Source organism: Synechococcus sp. WH 5701, from assembly GCF_000153045.1.
In the GTDB taxonomy this organism is placed as follows: Bacteria; Cyanobacteriota; Cyanobacteriia; order PCC-6307; family Cyanobiaceae; genus Regnicoccus_A; species Regnicoccus_A antarcticus.
This window is the reverse complement of sequence record NZ_CH724159.1, coordinates 1,324,770-1,343,414: the sequence shown is the minus strand read 5'-3', so window position 1 is coordinate 1,343,414 and position 18,645 is coordinate 1,324,770. Positions and strand designations below refer to the sequence as shown.

Sequence of the window (18,645 nt, the reverse complement as noted above, 5' to 3'; positions counted from 1 at the left end):
GGCTGAGGTGGCGGTCAGAAGATCTCGGCGGGGTCGGCATCCCCCAGGCGGCGCATGGCCATCCCAGCCGAGCCCATGCACATCACCAGGATCAGGCTGAACACCAGCACGGCCCTGGGGGTGTCCATGTAGACCGGCAAGCGGGTGGCTGATCGCACCAGCGAGTAGAGACCCTGGCCGGCGGCATAGGCCGGCAGATAGCCGAGCAGAGCCAGCAGCAGACCCTCCCGGGCCACCACCCCCAGCAGGGTGGAGAGGGGATACCCCATCGCCATCAACGTGGCGTACTCCGGCAGGTGATCACTCACATCGCTGTAGAGGATCTGATACACGATCACGCACCCCACGATGAAGCCCATGGCGGCACCGAGGGTGAAGATGAAGCCGATGGCCGTGCTGCTGCGCCAGTAGTCCTTCTCGAAGTCCATGAAGCCCTGCTTCGTGAACACGTTCACGTCTTTTGGCAGGGAGGCCTCGAGGCGCTGCTTCACCTCTGCTGGATCCGCCCCTGGCCGCAGGCGGATCAGGCCCACTTCGATGCTGCCGGGGGGCGTGTTGGGCAGCAGCTGCAGATAGGTCTCGCTGCTGGTGAGGATGTTGCCGTCGGCCCCGAACGACACACCGAGGGCCACCAGGCCGCCGACGCGTACCCGCTTGCCGCCGATCTCGCTCTCCACGGTGCGGCCCTCCCGGAACCACTCCGCCACCGGACCGAACTCGGGCCTGGAGAGTTCATCGAAGAGCACCCGGCCCCGCTGGTTGAGCACCTTGGCCTTGGGCGCCAGGCCAGGATCGGTGAACAGGGGATCCCTCGGCTCAAACCCGAGGGCCAGGATCGAGCGGGTGCTGAGGTCCTTGGGATTGCGCCAGATCACCAGGTTCCAGTGCACCGGCGTGATGCCGGCCACGTCGGGATCGGCGAGGGTCTGCACCAGCCGCCGGCGGGGAAAGCCGGCCATGCTCACCGAACTGCTGGAGCGGGGGCTGAGCAGCACCAGATCGGTGTCGAACAGCTTGTGCACCGTGACGCTGGCGTCGAACAGGCCGTCGCGGAAGCCGAACTGCATGAACATCAGAATCCCGGCGAAGCTGATGCCCGCCAGGGCCACCGCCAGCCGGGCCGGTTGCCGGGTGAGCAGCAGCCAGGCCAGGGGAATCCGGCGCCGACTCCAGAGCGCCGCCAGCCTGGGCAGAGCGCTCATGGCTGGAAGCGGATCACGGTTTTCAGACCGGCGCGGTTCCGGACCTTGGCGATGTCGTCCGGCTCGAGGGCGAGCCGCACTTCAACAATGCGGGCATCGGCATCGCCGGTGGGGTCGGTGGAGAGCACATCCCGCTGGCGAACCTGGGGGCTGATCCGGATCACCCGGCCATTGAGGGTGCCGCTGAAGCCTCCGTTCTCGCTGGTGATGGTGGCCCGCTGGCCCAGTTGCAGGCGGTTGATGTCGCTCTCGTAGACCTCGGCAAGCACTTCCATCTGGTCGCTGGCGCCCAGTTCGAGAATGCCGTCATCACCGGGACGCTCGCCAACCCTGGAGCGCAGCTTCAGCACGGTGCCGCTGAACGGGGCACGCAGCTCCGTGTTGACCAGATCGGCCTCGGTCTTGACCAGTTCGTCCTGGGCTTCGCGCAGATTGCCCTTGAGTTCCACCAGGGTGAGTTCGCGGCTCTCGAGGTCAGCGGCCGGGGTGGCACCCGCCTTGGCCAGCTGGCGGTAGCGGGAGATCTCCCGTCCCAGAAGGGTCACCTGGTCGCTGAGGTTGGCGATGCGGCTCTGAAGCAGCCGCCGCTGGGCCTGAAGGGGCGGGCCGGTGTCGAAGGTGGCCAGCAACTGGCCCTCCTGCACCCGTTGGCCTTCCTCCACCAGCAGCTTGGTGATGCGAGGACTGCCGCCGATGCCGGTGATCGGTGCGGCCAGCTTGCGAATGTCGCCGGCGGGCTCAAGCCGTCCCAGGGCCGATACCGCCTCCAGCGTCCTGGGCTGGGCGGTGGTCTGGGGCGCGGCCTCGGAACTGGTGCTCTGCTGGCTGCGGCTGATCAAAATCGCTGCCCCGGCCACCAGCACCAGGGCAGCGGCGCCGATCAGCCACGGACGCAGGGTCAGTCGGCTCATGCCGGCGGCAGAGGATCGTCGAACAGGAGTTGCTCGATGTAGCGATCCGCCCAGCTCGGGTTGAACGCCTTCTCCAGCACGCGACGGGTCTTGTCGTTCCGTTTCTGCTGCTGGCAATACGAGAGCTGGCCGTGATATCTCGAAACCGTAGCGGGGTCATCGCTGGCCTGCTCCGGCGTGCTGGCCACGGCCTTGCCCATCACGGCCAGCAGTGCCGCCACCTCCTCGAGGAACCAGCCGTCCTCCTGTTCGCTCATCGGCCGCACGAAGCGCACGAAGGGGGAAAAGATCGTGCCCCAGGCCGGCAGCTCCCGCGGCTGGCTGTAAGGGCGGCGCGGCAGGGCGGCCAGGTCGGCGGCGATCCCGGCCGCCAGCTCACCGCCCGTTGGGGAGAGATCGGCGATGGCGGCAGAGACCCCGGCCGGTCCGGCCACGATGTCTGCGCCGAAGATGGGCAGGTCGTAGCGGGGATCCGGGAAGAACACGCAGTGCAGGATCTGCAGACCTGCTCCCAGCCGTGCGGTTTCCAGGTGCAGTTTGCGCAGGCCACGGCAGCGGCGCAGCTCATTGCGGATGAACAGCTTTTCGCCGTCGAGGCTGCCGCTGATCGCCTCGAGATCGGCCTCGATGGCCAGGGGAGCCAGATCCGGCAGCGTGCTCCAGCTTCTGCGGATCGTTTCGGCCAGGGCATCCACCAGGGGGTGCAGACCGGAGGAGGCGGGGCGCTGATCGGGGCTCGGGGCAGGGACGGTGGAGGTCACGGGGCAGCCTCGGCCAGCAGAATGTTGATCCTGCCACGCCCTTTCGGCCCAGCCGTTGCCCCTCCCCTCCCGACCCCCGCTCGAGGCTGCCGACAGCTTCGAGGATCCATGCCTGCTCCGCCTCGCCAATGGGGTGGATGTGGTGAGCCTGAAGCAGGAGCAGGCTCCCCTGGTCTGTATTGACTTCTGGTGCCAGGCAGGCAGCGCTGGTGAGGGCCCCGGACAGGAGGGGATGGCTCACTTCCTGGAGCACATGGTCTTCAAGGGCAGCGAGCACCTGGAGGCGGGGCAATTCGATCACCGCATCGAGTCGCTGGGCGGCAGCAGCAATGCGGCCACAGGCTTCGACGACGTGCACTACCACGTGCTCGTGCCTGCGGAGGCGGTGGCTGAAGCCCTGGAACTGCTGCTGGATCTGGTGCTCAAGCCACGGCTCGATCCCGGGGATTTCCGGATGGAGCGCCAGGTGGTGCTCGAGGAGCTCGCCCAGAGTGAAGATCAGCCCGAGGAAGTGGCTTTCCAGAGCCTGCTCCACCTGGCCTGTCCCCAGCACCCCTATGGCCGGCCGATCCTGGGAAACCGCGGGGCGCTCAAGGCCCAGACCCCCGAGGGGATGGCCTCCTTCCACAGCGGCGCCTACCGGCCCCGGCGCTGCAGTCTGGCCCTGGCCGGTGCCCTTGATCAGTTGCCGATCGAGTCCCTGCTGGAGGCCAGTGCCCTGGCCAGCCTTGAGCCTCTGGCCTCGGCAGATCCGCCAGGCCCAACCCTGGAGCTGCGCCCTGGGGTCCATGAGCTGCGGCTGCCCCGGCTTGAGGCGGCCCGCCTGCTGATGGCCTGGCAGCTTCCCGCCGCTGACGATCTGGAGGCGGTGGCCGGCGCCGATCTGCTCACCAGCCTTCTGGCCGAAGGGCGCCGCAGTCGCCTGGTGCAGCGGCTGCGCGAAGAGCTGCGCCTGGTGGAGAGCATCGATCTGGATCTGAATGTGCTGGAAGCCGGCAGCCTGGCCCTGCTCGAAGCGGTCTGTGCCCCGGAACAGGTGGCGGCGGTCGAGGAGCAGATCGCCGTGGTCTGGCAGCAGATCTGTTGCACCCTTCCCCCGGAGAGTGAGCTGGAGCGCGCCCGGCGGCTTGTGGCGAACGGCTACCGCTTTGGCTTGGAGTCGGCGTCGTCAGTGGCGGGGCTGATCGGTCACCAGTGCCTCTGGGGGCGCTTGCGACCACTGCGCCATCCCCTTGAGCTGCTGGAGCGCTGGAGCGTTGAGCGCCTCGGCGCTGAGCTGCTGCCGCTGCTGGCGCCCGAGCGGGCCTGCCGCCTGCTGGCCCTGCCCGCATGAGCCGCTCCACACCCCTTCCTCTTCTGCCCCAGCCCGAGCGCTTCGAGCTGCCTGGCGGCTGCCCGGCGTCGGTGCTGCGCCGCGAGGGGCCGGCAATTCTCTCCGCCAGGCTCTGGATCCGTGGCGGCAGTGCAGCCGATCCCCCTGGCCAGCGAGGCCGGGCCCAGCTGATGGCGGGCCTGCTCAGCCGAGGCTGCGGTGATCTCAGTGGCGACCAGCTGGCTGATCTGGTGGAGGGCCTCGGCGATGAACTGCGCTGCGAAGCCAGCGAAGACGCCCTGGTGATCAGTCTGAAGTGCGCCAGCGACGATGCCCCGGCTCTGCTGCCCCTGCTGGGGGTCATGGTGCAGCGCCCCTGGCTCGATCCCGATCAGATCAGTCTGGAGCGGCAGCTCAACCTGCAGACCCTCGGCCGCTTGCGCGAAGACCCCTTCCAGCAGGCCCATGACCAGTTGCGTTCGCACCTTTACGGCGAGGGCCCCTACGGCCACGACCCCCTGGGCGTGGAGGCGGAGCTGGCCGGTCTTGATCGTCCCCAGCTGCTCGATGCCGCCGCGGCCCTGGGGAGCCAGGGGGCAGCCCTGGTGCTGGTGGGCCGGCCACCCCATGACCTGGAGGAGTTGCTGCAGCCCCTCGGCAGTCAGGCCTGGAGCAGCCGATCACCGTCGCTGCTGAGCGGACAGGAGGCGGTGAACGAGGCTGGCCTGGTGCTGGAGGAGCAGGACACCGAGCAGCTGGTGCTGATGCTCGGGGCCGCCACGGTGCCCCTGGCCGATCCCCGCTCCCTGGCCCTGCGGCTGCTGCAGTGCCACCTGGGGGTGGGCATGTCGAGCCGGTTGTTCGTGGCCCTGCGGGAAGATCACGGTCTGGCCTACGACGTGGGTGTCCATGCCCCGGCCCGTTGCGGTGCCGCCCCGTTCGTGTTCCACCTCTCCAGTTCCGCGGAGCGGGCCGCTGAGGCCACCACCGAGCTGCTTGCCGAGTGGCAGCGTCTGCTGGATCAGCCCCTGAGCGAGGAGGAACTGTCCCTGGCGATCGCCAAGTTCCGCGGCGCTTCCGCCGCCGGCCGGCAGACCTGTGGCCAGATCGCCGATCGCCAGGCGATGGTGCTGGGCCATGGCCTGGGCTGGTCCTACGCCGATGAGGCTCTGGAGCGGGCCGGCAGCCTCGACCCCGACAGTCTTCATGTGGTGGCCCGCCAACTGCTGAGCCGGCCGAGCCTGAGCCTCTGCGGACCGCCCCAGGCCCTGCGGGCCGCCGGCAAGGTCTGGTGGGCTCACCCCTTCGGCCGCCCCTCGGGAGTGCAGGCGCTGAGCTGAGCGACATCCAGAAGGAAGGTGCCGCGCCGGAAGCGCACCGCCAGTTGGTTGATGGCCCGCAGGGCCATCACCTGGCCGGCTTCATCGCCATCGACCAGATCGGGGGGGCGCAGCATCGGCATCGGATCGGCGGTTTTGAGGTAGGTGATCCGGGCCGTGATCCGCACCCAGTCGCCCACGTTGAACGGCGCGGCTTCGGGCTCACCGGCAGGACTGGAAGGCTGATCCGTTGGTGGATGGTTCGGAGGGTCAGTCGTGGCCTTGGCGGAGTGATCGGAGGGTTGATCGGGGGGGCTCATCGCCACAGCTGTTCAGCTGGCATCCACTACAGCAGGATGGGGGCAGCCAATCACCCTTCGTTTGCGGGCCTTAGCCAACTGGAGTGGCGCCCTTGTCGGGCTGCTGCTGATCATCATGGGGGGTCTGATCCAGGCCGCTGTTCCCCTGCCCCTTGCGGGGGGCGGACTGCGCCTTCTCGACCTGCCCGTCACCGCCCAGGTGCCGGCGCTGTTGCTCACGGCCCTGGTCTGCGGGCCAAGGCCGGCCCTGCTGGCGGCGGTCGCCTACCTCAGCCTCGGTCTGCTGGTGCTGCCTGTGTTCCATTCCGGCGGTGGCATGGCCTACCTGCTGGATCCCGGGTTCGGCTATCTGGCTGGATTCGTGCCGGCGGCCTGGGTGAGTGGACGGCTGGCCCGTCAGGAGGGGATGGGTGAGCTGCTGCGCCTGCTGGGAGCTGCCTTCTTCGGGCTGGTGGTGATTCAGCTCAGTGGCATCGCCAACCTCCTGCTCGGAGCTCTGGCGGGCCGATGGGCCAATGGTCTGCCCGATCTGCTGATCGCTTACAGCCTCGGCCCGTTGCTGCCCCAGCTGCTGCTTTGCTGCGGCGTGGCGGTGCTGGCCTGGCCCCTGCGCCGCCTCCTGCTGGTGCAGCCATGAGCGGGGCGGGGAGCTCCAGTCGCCGCCTCGCCTGGAGCGTGGCGGGGCTGGTGGTGGTGCTCGACCAGCTCAGCAAGGCGTGGGCCACGGCCGCTCTTCCTTCGGGCCTGGCGGAACCGCTGATCCCGGGGCTCCTGCGTCTGCGGCTGGTGTTCAACACCGGCGCCGCCTTCAGCCTGCTCACCGGTCACACCGTCTGGCTGGGGGTGGTGAGTCTGGTGGTGGCGCTGCTGCTGGTGGTGTGGATCCAGCGCCATCCTTCTCTGCCGCGCTGGCAGTGGCTGGGGCTCGGATCCTTGCTCGGGGGCGCCGTGGGCAATGGCCTCGACCGCTGGCGGATCGGTGGCGTGGTCGATTTCCTTGAGTTGGTGCCCGTCCAGTTCCCGGTGTTCAACCTCGCCGATGTGGCGATCAACGTGGCGGTGGTCTGCCTGATCCTGGACCTCTGGGAGGGACGCCCCCGTGAGCGCCGTTGAGGGCTTGAAAAGGGGCTTGGTGGAGCTGGAGAGCCCGCCGGCCGCTCAGGTCGAGATCCATCTCGGCGGCCAGCCCCCCCGCCGGATGGCGCTCCACGGCCGCCTGGTCCGTCTTGGCCGAGATCCTGGTCTGGAGCTGAGCCTCGACCACCCTGCTGTCAGCAAGCAGCACGCCCGACTCGAAGCGGTGGGCCACCAGTGGCTGATCCGTGACAGCGGCTCCACCAACGGGCTGTTCTGGCGGGGCCAGCGGATCCGGGAGCTGCTGCTGCGGGATGGCGATGTGGTGCGCTTCGGCCCCCCCGAGCAGCCGGGGTTGCCGGAGCTGGTGTTTGAGCGCAAGCCGATGCCCCGGGGACTTCGGCTCGCCCGCGGTCTCACCCTGGTTCTGGCGGGCGTGGGTTCGGGGGGGCTGCTGCTGCTGGCTCTGGCCTTCCTGTGGACCCCGGTGAGGGGCAGCCTGGCGCCGGTGCGAGGTCCCCTCGCCCTCTACGACCGCTTGAACCGGCCTCTCAGTTCCGTCGAATCGAGCGAACATCGCGAAAACGATTCCCTCTCCGATTTCCCGCCGGCCCTGGTGGATGCCCTCCTTGCCAGTGAAGACAGCCGCTTCTGGTGGCACCCCGGCGTGGATCCGATCGGCACCGCCCGGGCCCTGGCCACCAACCTGCTCGGTGGCCGGGTGCTGGAGGGGGGCAGCACCCTGACCCAGCAACTGGCCCGCAGCCTCTACCCAGAGCAGGTGGGCCAGGGGGAAACGCTGATCCGCAAGTGGCGGGAGCTGATGGTGGCCCTGCAACTCGAGGCCCGTTTCAGCAAGGGCGACCTGCTGCTGAGCTACCTGAACCGGGTGTATCTGGGGGTGGGTTGGGGCTTCGAAGACGCCGCCCGCCATTTCTTCGCCAAGCCGGCGGCCCAGCTCAGCCTGGAGGAGGCAGCCCTGTTGGTGGGTCTGCTGCCCTCTCCCAACGGCCATGATCCCTGCGTCAATCCCCAGGCGGCCCTCGAGGCCCGGAACGTGGTGCTGCTGAAGATGGCCGACAGTGGCCGCCTCAGCGCCGACCAGGCCCGCCGCTCCCGCCGCAGCCCCATTCAGCTGGGGAGCCAGGCCTGCCGCAGCGGCAGCCGGCGACCTGCGCCCTACTACACCGACCAGGTGCGTCTTGACCTGGAGCGGCTGCTGGGGGCGGATGTGGCGGCTGAGGGGAATTTCCTGGTGGAGACCCACCTTGATCCGCCGGTGCAGGCGGTGGTGGAGCGGGAGCTGCGCCGTCGCCTGGCCGCTTCCGCCGCGCTTGGGGTGAGCGAGGGGGCCGTGGTGCTGCTGGACAGCCGCAACGGTGGGGTGATCGCCATTGCCGGCGGGCGTGACTACCGCACCAGTCAGTTCAACCGGGCCAGCCAGGCCCTGCGGCAGCCCGGCAGCACCTTCAAGCTCTTCACCTATCTGGCGGCCCTGCAGCGGGGCGCCAAGCCCGGCGACGCCATCAGCTGCAGTCCCCTGAGCTGGCGCGGCCAGTCCTTCTCCAGTGGCTGCGGCGGCAGCCTCAGCCTGCGCCAGGCCTTCGCCGCCAGCAGCAACACCGCCGCCCTGCGCCTGGCTCGGCGGGTGGGGCTGGAAGCGGTGGTGCAGCAGGCCCAGGATCTGGGCATCAGCTCCAGCCTCAGCCCGGTGCCCGGCCTGACTCTTGGCCAGAGCGAGGTGCGGCTGATCGAGCTCACCGCCGCCTACGCCGCCGTGGCCAACGGCGGGGTCTGGCATGCCCCCAGCACCATCCGCCGCCTCACTGACGCCGAAACCTGCGCGGGCCTCGAGAGCGAGCGCTGCCGCCAGCTGCGCAACCAGGGCGATCAGCCGAACCGGGCCATCCAGGCCGGCCGCAGCGTGCTCAAGCCCGAGGTGGCCCGCAGCATGCAGGGGCTGCTCCAGGCCGTGGTGCGCTCCGGCACAGGCCGGGCGGCGTACCTCGGCGGACAGGAAGGAGGCAAGACCGGTACCACCAACGGGGCCAGGGATCTCCTGTTCATCGGCTCCGAGCCCAGTCGTCACTGGGTGATGGGCATCTGGCTGGGCAACGACGACAACAGCCCCACCCGCAGCAGCAGCGCCCTGGCCGCCGGTCTCTGGGGCGACATCATGCGTCAGGCCACCCCGAGCCGTGGCGCCCCCGCGGCGAAGCCCTGATGCCTCGCCTGCGGCTCTGGATCTGGGCGGCGGCGGCGGTGGCTGTGATCGTGGCGCTGTCGCTGCTGCTGCAGGCCTTCAACAACCTGGTGTGGCAGCTCAGCTACCTGCTGCCACCGGCCCTGGTGGGCCCGCTGCTGCTGCTGGTGCTGGGCGGCGGCGCTGTGCTTCTCCTGCGCCTGGCCTGGCCCTGGCTGCGGGCCTGGCGCAATCCCAGGAATGTCCCTGGCCCCGGCACCCAACCCCTCCCCGCCCCCAGCAGCCGCCAGGAGGCGGCCGGTCAGCAGCTGCGTGCCATTGATCCGGTGCTGGAGCGGGTACGCGATGCGGTGGCCCGCGAAGCCCTGCGCCAGGAGCGCGACCGGGTGGAGGCGGAACTCTCCCGCGGCGATCTGGTGCTGGTGGTGTTCGGCAGTGGCTCCGCCGGCAAGACCTCTCTGATCCGCGCCCTGCTCCAGCAGGTGGTGGGGGAGGTGGGGGCCGCGATGGGCTCCACCACCACCTGCCACACCTACCGGTTACGCCTGAAGGGCTTGCAGCGGGGGCTGCAACTGGTGGATACACCGGGCATTCTCGAATCGGGTCGCGACGGCCAGGAGCGGGAGCGGGAGGCCCGCGCGCAGGCGGCCCGGGCCGATCTGCTGGTGCTCGTGGTGGATGGCGATCTGCGCGCCGCGGAGTTCCAGGTGTTCGAGGCCTTAGCCAGTCTGGGCAAGCGCCTGGTGCTGGTGCTGAACAAGTGCGACCTGCGTGGCGAGGAGGAGGAGCGGCGGCTTCTGGCCCTGCTGCGCCAGCGCTGTGCCGGCAGAATCGCCACCGAGGACGTGATCCCCGCCGCAGCGGCGCCCCAGTCGATCCCCAGGCCTGGTGGTCGACCGCTTCAGCCTGGTCCGGAAGTTGAGGCCCTGCTGCGCCGTCTCTCGGAGGTGCTCCACCAGGACGGCGAAGAGCTGATCGCGGACAACATCCTGCTGCAGAGCCAGCGCCTCAGTGACGCCAGCCGTGCCCTGCTCTCGCGCCAGCGGCGCCAGGACGGGGAGGTCATTGTGGATCGCTACATGTGGATCGGTGCCGGGGTGCTGGTGGTGAACCCCCTGCCGGTGGTGGATCTGCTCGGTACGGCGGCGGTGAACGCCCAGATGGTGGTGGAGCTGGGCCGTGTCTACGGGGTGATGCTGACGCGGGAGGCGGGACAGGACCTGGCGCTCTCCGTGGGCCGCACCCTGGCGGGCCTTGGGGTGATCAAGGGGGGGCTGGGGCTGATCACGGCGGCCCTGAGCCTGAACGTGCCGGCGCTGCTGGTCAGCAAGGCGGTGCAGGGGGTGAGTGCCGCGTGGTTGACGCGGATTGCCGGCCTCAGCTTCCTCACCTACTTCGAGCAGGGCCAGGACTGGGGCGATGGCGGACTGCAGGAGGTGGTGCGCCGTCAGTACGACCTCAACCGGCGGGAGGGGGCGTTGAGCGGTTTTCTGGAGGTGGCCCTGCGCCGGGTGGTGGAGCCGCTGCAGCGCCGGCGGGACCGGCAGCTGCCACCACGCCCAGGGCCTCGGGGGGAGGGGGCTGGAGGGGGCCCCGGGCGTCGAGCACCGTGATCAGGCCGAGATAGAGAACCCCGATCAAAATCGAAAGGGCGCCGGTGATGATCGCCACCCAGCGTCCGCGGAGGTTGCTCTTGGGCTGCTCCTGGCTCATGGCCGCAGATCGCTCATGGCTGTTGTGGGTTCACGATGGCTTGTCACCCCTGAAGGCTGCTTACTCCGGCTGGCATCCTGCCGGTTGGCCGCGGCTCGCGTTTCAGATCAGCTCCCCGGGCCGCAGCGACTGGAGGACCACCGCGGCGAGCCGCTGCAGATGCTCCCCCTGGGTGTGGGGATTGCCCAGCACCGCCTTGAGGTGATGTTTCCCCTGGTAACGGGGCCGGGAGAGCATCAGGTCGTGCTCCAGCAGCCGCTGGCGGCAGTGCTGTGACCACTGCTCGCAGCCAGCCGCATCCAGCTGACTGGGACGGAAGGCCAGCAGGTGCAGGGGGCCGCTGAGCAGGGTGAGCTCGCAGGCGTCTTGGGCCCCATGCAACAGGTGCTGCAGGCTCCGCCGCCGCTGAATCGCCTTTTCGATCACGGCCTCGATGCCATTGAGGCCCAGCTGGCGCAAGCCAAGCCACAGCTTCAGAATCTCGGCGCTGCGGCTGCCCTGCAGGCCACACTCGCCTCCATGGCCCCCTTCGCGGCTGAGCTCCATGTAGGGCAGACCCGTGGCGAAGCTTCGCTCGAGGGCGGAGGGATCAGCCAGCAGCAGGAGTGAGGAGGTCTTGGTGATCCCCAGCAGTTTCTGGGGGTTGATCGTGATCGAATCCGCCTGCCCCAGGCCGTCGACCCGCTGGCGGTGGCGCTCAGACAGGCCGAGCACCCCACCGATCGCCGCATCGATGTGCAGCCAGACCCCGTGGCGGCGGCAGAGGGACGCGAGTTCCACCAGGGGATCCACGGCCCCGCGCACGGTGGTGCCGGCGGTGGCCACCAGGGCGATCACCGGGACGCCAGCGGCGCTGAGGGACTCCAGGTACTCAGCCACCAGCGCCGGCTCGAGGCGGCCGTCGCCATCGAGGGGCAGGCGGTGCAGGGCTGCGGCCGGAAGACCCATCACCATCGCGGCCTTCTCCAGCGAGGTGTGGCTGTCGAGGCCGCAGAGCACCACGGCCTCGGGGACGCCGCGCAGCCCGCGACTCTCCCGGGCCGCGACCAGGGCCATCAGATTGCTGAGGCTGCCGCCGCTGGCGGGCACCCCGCCGGAGCGCTCCCCAAGGCCCAGCCGCCGGGCCAGCCAGCCGCACAGGCTCCGCTCCAGTCGGCTGAGCGAGGGGGAGAGCTCCTCGGCCAGCAGGTTGTTGTTCAACCCCGCACAGATCAGGTCCCCCACCAGCGAGGCGCTCAGGGGCGGGGGATCGAGGTGGGCCAGGGCGCCTGGATGGTTCGGGTTGTAGGCCCCCTCCATCACCAGGTGCAGATCCGCGAGCAGCCTCTCGGCGCCCAGCCCAGAGGTTTCCGGCTCCACGGCTGGCAGCAGGCTCAGGCCCGGCAGGGGGGGACGGCTCACGGCCGAGCCCAGCCATCGGCAGAGCTGATGGCTGGCGTCCGCAAGAAAGGCCTCCAGATCCGCGTCGAAGACGCCCGGTGAGGCGAAGGGCAGGGGATCGAGCGCCCGCTCCTGGTGTGGCGTGACGGCCAAGGGCAAGGCGGTCGGGGCAACCATTGTCCCTTGTAACGGGAGCAGTCCGGGCTGTCAGTCTCGGGTTCTGAGCGCCGCTGCCCTCACTGCCAACGCCAACGCCTACGCCCATGCGCCCTCCTGCCCCTCTGCCGCTCAGCAGCCAGCAGTTCTGGATGGAGCGGTTGCTGCGGATGGCCCAGCGGGCGGGCGAGGCCGGAGAGATCCCTGTGGCGGCCATCGTTCTCGATGGAGCTGGCCGTGCCCTGGGCTGGGGAACGAACCGTCGTCAGACTCATCAGGATCCCCTGGGCCATGCCGAACTGGTGGCGCTCAGCCAGGCCGCACGCCTCATTCACGACTGGCGCTTCAACGCCTGCAGCCTGCTGGTGACCCTGGAGCCCTGTCCGATGTGTGCTGGTGCCCTGATCCAGGCCCGCATGGGCCGGGTGGTGTTCGCCGCCGGAGATGCCAAGCGTGGTGCCCTGGGCGGCTGCCTCAACCTGGCGGCGGACCCCAGCTCCCACCACCACATGGAGGTGATGGGCGGTGTGCGGGAGCTGGAGGCCAGAGAGCTGCTGGAGAGCTGGTTCAGACGCCGGCGCAGAGCTCAGGCGACCGCGGCAACGGGCGGCGACTGACGGAAGGCGGGAAGTTCCGTCTCCAGCAGGTTGAGCAGCAGATCGACGTTCTCCGGCTGGCTGTTGTAGCCCATCAGGCCGATCCGCCAGACCTTGCCGGCGAGGGCGCCGAGGCCACCGCCCACTTCGATGCCGTGGGTGTTGAGCAGGTGAAGCGAGAAGGCTTTGCCATCGATGCCCTCGGGAATGCGCACCGTGGTGAGGGTGGGCAGGCGCAGATGCTCCGGCACGTGCAGCTCGAGGCCAAGGCGCTCCAGGCCCGTCCAGAGGCGCTCGGCATTGCTGCGGTGTCGGCTCCAGGCGTTCTCCAGGCCCTCTTCGGCAAGCAGCCGCAGGGCTTCGCGCATGCCGAAGTTCATGTTCACCGGGGCAGTGTGGTGATAAACACGGTTGCTGCCCCAGTACTGGTTGAGCAGTGAGACATCCAGATACCAGTTGGGTACCTTGCTGCTGCGGGCTGCCAACTTGGCCTCAGCCCGCTCCCCCATGGTGAAGGGGCCGAGGCCCGGAGGACAGCTCAAGCCTTTCTGGCTGCAGCTGTAGGCCAGGTCGACACCCCAGGCGTCGAGGTGCAGGGGCACGGCCCCGAGGGACGTGACCGTGTCGAGCAGCAGCAGGCAGTCGTAGCGGCGGCAAAGCTCGCCGATTCCTTCCATCGGCTGGCAGACACCGGTGGAGGTTTCCGCGTGAACCATCGCCAGGATCGCTGGACGGTGACTGGCCAGGGCCTGCTCGATCTCTTCGAGGGTGAAGGCCTCTCCCCAGGGCCGCTCGATCGTGGCCACCTCAGCCCGGTAGCGCCCGGCCATGTCGACGAGGCGCAGGCCGAAGTAGCCCTTCACCGCCACCAGCACCTTGTCGCCAGGCTCGACGGTGTTGGCCAGGGTCGCCTCCATGGCGGCACTGCCGGTGCCGCTCATGGGAATGGTGAGACGGTTCTCGGTCTGCCAGGCGTAGCGCAGCAGATCCTGCACCTCTCCCATCAGCTCGATGTAGAGCGGATCGAGGTGGCCGATCGGGGTGCGGCTGAGGGCCTTCAGGACCGTGGGGTGGGCGTTCGACGGGCCTGGACCGAGCAGCAGCCGGTCCGGGGTGGCGATCGGCCCCAGCCGGAGGCGATGACGATCGCTCACGGTGCCCGCCGCGGCGGTGGAGGGGGAGGAAGACAGGGTGACCAAGGCCTGCAGCGCAACTAAGGATCGATGAACGTCAGCCTAAGCAGTGAGCCAAAAGGCCTCAGCGTGCCCTGACATTGGTGTCGCCCAGACCGCGGGCCATGTGCTCGAACGGAGCGCTGATCAGAGTCCCAGGCTCCAGCCCCGCTTCCGAAAGCCGCTCCGCCAGCACTTCTCCCAACAGCACGATGCTGCGCACTGTGGGACCGGTGGGGACCCCCAGGCTCTTGTAGGTGTCGTCGAGGCCGTTGAGAACGCGCTCGTTGAGGATGGTGGGGTCGTCCGCCACCAGCGCATAACTGGCGTAGCGCAGGAAATAATCCATGTCCCGCAGGCAGGCGGCCAGCCGTCGGGTGGTGTAGGCATTACCGCCGGGGAGGAGAAGTTCCGGATCCTGCTCGAACAGCCGACGGCTGGCATCCCGGACGATCTCTGCCGCTTCCCGGTTGATCAGTTCCACCGCTGCCAGCCGTACTTCAGTCTGGGAGTGGTAGGTGGCGATCCGATCGATCGCGTCCCGATCGAGATAGCGCCCCAGCTGGTCATACCGGCCGATCAGACCGGTGATGGCATCGCGCATGACGTTGAGATCGTCTCACCTGGTGCGGAAGCTAGCACCCAAGATTGGCAAGATCCCTGTCCAGCCATGGGATCTGGCCATTCTGACAGAAACGGTTACGCAGGCCTGGCCAGCGGCACCCCCATGGCCCGGCCCTGGGCGAGGGTTACAACGGGCACCAAAGGCCAGCGGGACCTCTCCAAGCATCGATCCCGCGGCTGCCTGCGGCTGCCACCGGCCTTCCTTCCTCCCTTCCGCCTTTCTCTTCCCCCATGGCCAACCCAGCCCAGGACCTTCTTCGTCGGATCAGGGACGAGGGCATTGAGCTGATTGACCTCAAATTCGCCGATCTCCATGGCCAATGGCAGCACCTCACCGTCTGCACGGACCTGCTGAATGAGGAGTCGTTTCAGAGCGGCCTGGCCTTTGATGGCTCCTCGATCAGGGGCTGGAAGGCGATCAATGAATCGGACATGGTGATGGTGCCCGATCCGGCCACCGCCTGGATTGATCCCTTTCTTCGCCACAAGACCCTCAGCCTGATCTGCTCGATTCAGGAGCCCCGCAGCGGCGAGGCCTATGGGCGTTGCCCCCGGTCGCTGGCCCAGCGGGCCCTGGCTCATCTGGCCGGCACGGGCCTGGCCGACACGGCCTACTTCGGACCTGAGCTGGAGTTCTTCCTGTTCGAAGACGTGCGCTACGGCTCCAGCGAGGGAGGCAGTTTCTACAGCGTCGATTCGATAGAAGCCCCCTGGAACAGCGGCCGACTGGAGGAGGGCGGCAATCTGGCCTACAAGATGAACGCGAAGGAGGGCTATTCCCCCGTCCCCCCAAGCGACACCTTCCAGGACATCCGCAGCGAGATGTTGCTGACCATGGGTCAGCTGGGGGTGCCGATCGAGAAGCATCACCACGAAGTGGCGGCCTCTGGCCAGCAGGAGCTGGGCATCAGGTTCGCCGAGCTGATCAGCGCGGCCGACAACGTGATGATCTACAAGTACGTGGTGCGCAATGTGGCCCGCAAGTACGGGCGCTCAGCCACCTTCATGCCCAAGCCGGTGTTCGCCGACAACGGCAGCGGCATGCACGTGCACCAGAGCCTCTGGAGGGACGGTCAACCGCTGTTCTTCGGACTGGGCACCTACGCGGATCTCTCCCAGACGGCCCGCTGGTACATCGGGGGACTGCTGCGGCATGCCCCCAGCTTCCTGGCCTTCACCAATCCCACCACCAACAGCTACAAACGCCTGGTGCCGGGCTTCGAGGCACCAGTGAATCTGGTCTATTCCCAGGGCAACCGCTCCGCTGCCGTGCGCATTCCCCTCAGCGGTGAAAACCCCCGTGCCAAGCGCCTGGAGTTCCGCAGCGGCGATGCCATGGCCAATCCCTATCTGGCGTTCTCCGCCATGCTCCTGGCTGGGCTGGATGGCATCCGTCAGCAGATCGACCCGGGCGACGGGATGGACCTTGACCTGTTCGAGTTGCCCCCTGAAGATCTGGAGCAGATCGCCACGTTGCCCTCCTCCCTCGAGGGCGTGCTGGCCGCCCTCGAGGCCGACCACGAGTATCTGCTGGCCGGGGAGGTGTTCAGCGAAGACTTCATCAGCAACTGGATCGCCCTTAAATCCGAGGAGTTGCAGCAGCTGCGGCAACGGCCCCATCCCTACGAGTTCAGCCTCTATTACGACGGCTGAGCCTCGCGGCTGCCAGGCGGATCAGCTGAAATGGAGGGCCTTGCGCGCCGCCTCTCCACCGGCACCCCATGCCCGACACCGTCAGCAAGTTCGCCTACCAGGCCCTGCAGCAGGGCAAGACGATCATGGGTCTGGCCCACAAGGAGCTGGGCGGACGGCTGATGCGCCTGGTCGATCCCCAGGGCGCTCCCCAGACGGTGCCGGTGCCCGCGCAGATGAGCCTGGCCCTCAAGGCCTCCATGGACCGGTTGCTGGAGACCGACTGGCAGGACGCTGAGAGCGGCCTTTATCCCCCCTCCCTCCTTTTCGATGCCCCCTGGCTCGACTGGGCGGCCCGCTATCCCCTGGTCTGGCTGGACACCCCCCGTCAGTGGAACCGCCGCACCCAGCGCAAGGTGAGGGATCTGCCCCGGGATGTGCGCCCCGAGGACTACCCCTCCTATTACCTGCAGAATTTCCATCACCAGACCGATGGCTATCTGAGCGACCATTCCGCGGCGCTCTACGACCTTCAGGTCGAAATCCTCTTCAACGGCAGCGCCGATGCGATGCGCCGTCGCCTGATCGCCCCCCTCAGGCGGGGGCTGCGGGCCTTCGCCCAGCGCTCCCCCGGCCAGCTGCGCCTTCTGGATGTGGCCACCGGTACCGGCCGCACTCTGCGTCAACTGCGCGGTGGCCTTGGGGAGATCCAGCTGGTGGGCCTTGACCTCTCGGCGTCGTACCTGCGTGAAGCCAACCGTTGCCTCAGCCAGTTGCCGGGGGAGCTGCCCCAGCTGGTGCAGGGAAATGCCGAGTCGCTGCCCTTCGCTGATGCCACCTTCCAGGCGGTGAGCTGTGTGTTCCTCTTCCATGAGCTCCCCGCCGAAGCCCGCCAGAACGTTCTGCAGGAGTGCTTCCGGGTGATCGAGCCAGGCGGTGTGCTGGTGCTGGCCGATTCAATCCAGCTGGCTGATTCCCCCGAGTTCTCCGCGGTACTGGAGAACTTCCGCCGGGCCTTCCACGAGCCCTATTACCGCGATTACATCGCCGATGACATCGAAGCGCGCCTGGTTCAGGCCGGCTTCGCTGGGATCAGCGCCCAGTCCCATTTCATGACCCGGGTCTGGTCCGCCACCAAGCCTTTGGCCTGAGGGCGTCAGCGCAGCAGCACATCGATCGCCAGATCCCAGCAGGTTTTGCCGAATGTGAATAGGTTTTCGTTGTTCTTGGGTGTTTCGCCTGATGTCCAATCCCTTTCATCTGCGCTGGTTACAAGGCTGGTCCTTTCAGACGGTTCTGATGGAAGGACATGTCCAGATCGAAGCCCACGGTTTTGGCATTCGCCTGCGCACCCCCCTGCTGGCGGGTGAGAGTCCGCGTTCGGGTGCCGACAGGCTCGTGCTCCAGGAAGACCGCCGCCGCCGCTCGTTGTACCACTCCTGGCGGAGCAGCCAGTTGCAGCACCCGCTGCCGGCTCCCACCAAGGAAGTCCTCTTCGCCAGTGGTGGCCTTTTCGCCGAGGGCAGTCCCTATCTGGTCGACGTGATCGAGGAGGTCTCCGAGCTGGTGCTGGCCGCCTAGCGCAGCAGCCACCAGGCCAGGATCAGCCCGGCCCCGCCCCAGCGCAGGGCCTGCCAGAGCACCTGGTCCTGCCAACGGCCGCCCCGCAAGGGAGCCGGCAGGGGATCCAGCAGTCGCTGACCCAGCTCGAGTCGCTGGCTCAACCGCCTCCCTGAGCTGGAGAGTTCCGCAGGGCTGGAGCGCTCCTGGGCCGCCAGCCTCTCTCCCTGGCTCGCCACGGTGAGCAGGGTTGATAGTCCATGCAGCCAACCGGAGCCCCGGCTGGGCGGCCGGTTGAGCGAACGGGAGGATCGGCGCCGCGGTCGACGCCGCGAAGGGTTGGCCATCGCGTCAGGATGGATCCCCACGATGTCTCCCGTCCAGTGCCGCTTTCCTCAGCGCCCGCTGCCGCCACGCGGAGTGGATCTCCCCAGACCTGGCCGGCCACCAGCCGTGAGCTGGCGGAGGAGCTGCAGCGGCTCCTGGCCATCGATGGACGCGACTGGCATGCCCAGAAAGGTCACAAACCCAGGCGCGCGGCCGAGCAGGTGGCGGCGGCCCTGGTCCATCTGCTTGCGGAGGACAGCCCCCCCCAGCGCCTCGAGGGTGACGCCCAGGAGCGGGCGATCGAACTGCTGGAGCACGGTCTGGCCTGGTTGAAAGGCGATCTGCGCGATCCCGGCTGCCCCAGCCACGGCCACTGAACCAGT

Annotated in this window: 19 protein-coding genes; 11 read left to right on the top strand and 8 right to left on the bottom strand. The window is 68.4% G+C overall.

The features are described 5' to 3' along the window. Window positions 1-14: 14 nt before the first annotated feature. Genes devC through WH5701_RS07750 form a run of 3 tightly spaced genes read right to left on the bottom strand, consistent with a single transcriptional unit; the run spans window position 15 to window position 2,874 of the window. Window positions 15-1,202, bottom strand: a complete 1,188-nt coding sequence (gene devC, locus WH5701_RS07760) for an ABC transporter permease DevC (protein ID WP_006171623.1) — start codon at window positions 1,200-1,202, stop codon at window positions 15-17. Further along, window positions 1,199-2,113: an HlyD family efflux transporter periplasmic adaptor subunit gene (locus WH5701_RS07755; protein WP_006171622.1), complete on the bottom strand. Its 915-nt coding sequence runs from the start codon at window positions 2,111-2,113 to the stop codon at window positions 1,199-1,201. The genes devC and WH5701_RS07755 overlap by 4 nt, the downstream gene beginning before the upstream one ends. Continuing rightward, window positions 2,110-2,874: a phycocyanobilin:ferredoxin oxidoreductase gene (locus WH5701_RS07750; RefSeq protein WP_006171621.1), complete on the bottom strand. Its 765-nt coding sequence runs from the start codon at window positions 2,872-2,874 to the stop codon at window positions 2,110-2,112. The genes WH5701_RS07755 and WH5701_RS07750 overlap by 4 nt, the downstream gene beginning before the upstream one ends. A 55-nt stretch (window positions 2,875-2,929) precedes the next feature. Between WH5701_RS07750 and WH5701_RS07745 the strand changes: the two genes are divergently transcribed. Both WH5701_RS07745 and WH5701_RS07740 read left to right on the top strand, forming a co-directional pair. Then, window positions 2,930-4,207, top strand: a complete 1,278-nt coding sequence (locus tag WH5701_RS07745) for a pitrilysin family protein (protein ID WP_006171620.1) — start codon at window positions 2,930-2,932, stop codon at window positions 4,205-4,207. Then, window positions 4,204-5,526, top strand: a complete 1,323-nt coding sequence (locus WH5701_RS07740) for a pitrilysin family protein (RefSeq protein WP_006171619.1) — start codon at window positions 4,204-4,206, stop codon at window positions 5,524-5,526. The genes WH5701_RS07745 and WH5701_RS07740 overlap by 4 nt, the downstream gene beginning before the upstream one ends. Here WH5701_RS07740 and WH5701_RS18790 read toward each other — a convergent pair. Continuing rightward, window positions 5,484-5,825 (bottom strand): NAD(P)H dehydrogenase assembly family protein, encoded by a 342-nt coding sequence (locus WH5701_RS18790; protein ID WP_006171618.1) that lies wholly within the window; start codon window positions 5,823-5,825, stop codon window positions 5,484-5,486. The two genes, WH5701_RS07740 and WH5701_RS18790, sit on opposite strands and share 43 nt — an antisense overlap. Window positions 5,826-5,886: 61 nt before the next feature. Here WH5701_RS18790 and WH5701_RS07730 point away from each other — a divergent pair, with 61 nt between their 5' ends. The 4 genes from WH5701_RS07730 (at window position 5,887) to WH5701_RS07715 (ending at window position 10,715) form a co-directional block, all read left to right on the top strand. Beyond that, window positions 5,887-6,462, top strand: coding sequence for a biotin transporter BioY (locus WH5701_RS07730; RefSeq protein WP_006171617.1), 576 nt, complete (start codon window positions 5,887-5,889; stop codon window positions 6,460-6,462). After that, window positions 6,459-6,938 (top strand): signal peptidase II, encoded by a 480-nt coding sequence (gene lspA / locus WH5701_RS07725; protein WP_006171616.1) that lies wholly within the window; start codon window positions 6,459-6,461, stop codon window positions 6,936-6,938. The genes WH5701_RS07730 and lspA overlap by 4 nt, the downstream gene beginning before the upstream one ends. An 85-nt stretch (window positions 6,939-7,023) precedes the next feature. Beyond that, window positions 7,024-9,123, top strand: a complete 2,100-nt coding sequence (locus WH5701_RS07720; RefSeq protein ID WP_156776692.1) for a transglycosylase domain-containing protein — start codon at window positions 7,024-7,026, stop codon at window positions 9,121-9,123. Beyond that, window positions 9,123-10,715: a GTP-binding protein gene (locus WH5701_RS07715; protein ID WP_006171614.1), complete on the top strand. Its 1,593-nt coding sequence runs from the start codon at window positions 9,123-9,125 to the stop codon at window positions 10,713-10,715. Before WH5701_RS07720 ends, WH5701_RS07715 begins: the two co-directional genes overlap by 1 nt. Window positions 10,716-10,917: 202 nt before the next feature. Here the strand turns inward: WH5701_RS07715 and WH5701_RS07710 are convergent, their stop codons facing one another. Then, complete coding sequence (locus tag WH5701_RS07710; protein ID WP_006171613.1) at window positions 10,918-12,372, bottom strand: aminotransferase class V-fold PLP-dependent enzyme; 1,455 nt, start codon at window positions 12,370-12,372, stop codon at window positions 10,918-10,920. 86 nt (window positions 12,373-12,458) lie between these two features. Here WH5701_RS07710 and WH5701_RS07705 point away from each other — a divergent pair, with 86 nt between their 5' ends. Continuing rightward, window positions 12,459-12,968, top strand: a complete 510-nt coding sequence (locus tag WH5701_RS07705; protein ID WP_006171612.1) for a nucleoside deaminase — start codon at window positions 12,459-12,461, stop codon at window positions 12,966-12,968. On the opposite strand, the gene WH5701_RS07700 is transcribed toward WH5701_RS07705, so the two are convergent. Both WH5701_RS07700 and WH5701_RS07695 read right to left on the bottom strand, forming a co-directional pair. Next, window positions 12,938-14,101 (bottom strand): alanine--glyoxylate aminotransferase family protein, encoded by a 1,164-nt coding sequence (locus tag WH5701_RS07700; RefSeq protein ID WP_198005183.1) that lies wholly within the window; start codon window positions 14,099-14,101, stop codon window positions 12,938-12,940. The two genes, WH5701_RS07705 and WH5701_RS07700, sit on opposite strands and share 31 nt — an antisense overlap. Window positions 14,102-14,204: 103 nt before the next feature. Continuing rightward, window positions 14,205-14,723: an allophycocyanin subunit beta gene (locus WH5701_RS07695; protein ID WP_006171610.1), complete on the bottom strand. Its 519-nt coding sequence runs from the start codon at window positions 14,721-14,723 to the stop codon at window positions 14,205-14,207. 251 nt (window positions 14,724-14,974) lie between these two features. Here WH5701_RS07695 and glnA point away from each other — a divergent pair, with 251 nt between their 5' ends. The 3 genes from glnA (at window position 14,975) to WH5701_RS16785 (ending at window position 17,956) form a co-directional block, all read left to right on the top strand. Continuing rightward, window positions 14,975-16,396, top strand: a complete 1,422-nt coding sequence (glnA, locus tag WH5701_RS07690; protein ID WP_006171609.1) for a type I glutamate--ammonia ligase — start codon at window positions 14,975-14,977, stop codon at window positions 16,394-16,396. A 68-nt stretch (window positions 16,397-16,464) separates the two neighbouring features. Further along, window positions 16,465-17,526, top strand: coding sequence for a class I SAM-dependent methyltransferase (locus WH5701_RS07685; RefSeq protein WP_006171608.1), 1,062 nt, complete (start codon window positions 16,465-16,467; stop codon window positions 17,524-17,526). Window positions 17,527-17,617: 91 nt separating this feature from the next. Further along, a complete protein-coding gene (locus WH5701_RS16785) occupies window positions 17,618-17,956 on the top strand; it encodes a copper-binding protein (protein WP_071934232.1) in 339 nt (112 codons plus the stop codon). Here the strand turns inward: WH5701_RS16785 and WH5701_RS07675 are convergent. Further along, window positions 17,953-18,303 (bottom strand): hypothetical protein, encoded by a 351-nt coding sequence (locus WH5701_RS07675; RefSeq protein WP_232201805.1) that lies wholly within the window; start codon window positions 18,301-18,303, stop codon window positions 17,953-17,955. The two genes, WH5701_RS16785 and WH5701_RS07675, sit on opposite strands and share 4 nt — an antisense overlap. A 15-nt stretch (window positions 18,304-18,318) precedes the next feature. Here WH5701_RS07675 and WH5701_RS07670 point away from each other — a divergent pair, with 15 nt between their 5' ends. Then, window positions 18,319-18,639 carry a DUF6439 family protein gene (locus tag WH5701_RS07670; RefSeq protein WP_037979782.1) on the top strand — a complete coding sequence of 107 codons (321 nt, stop codon included), beginning with the start codon at window positions 18,319-18,321 and terminating at the stop codon, window positions 18,637-18,639. The last annotated feature ends 6 nt before the right edge of the window (window positions 18,640-18,645 follow it).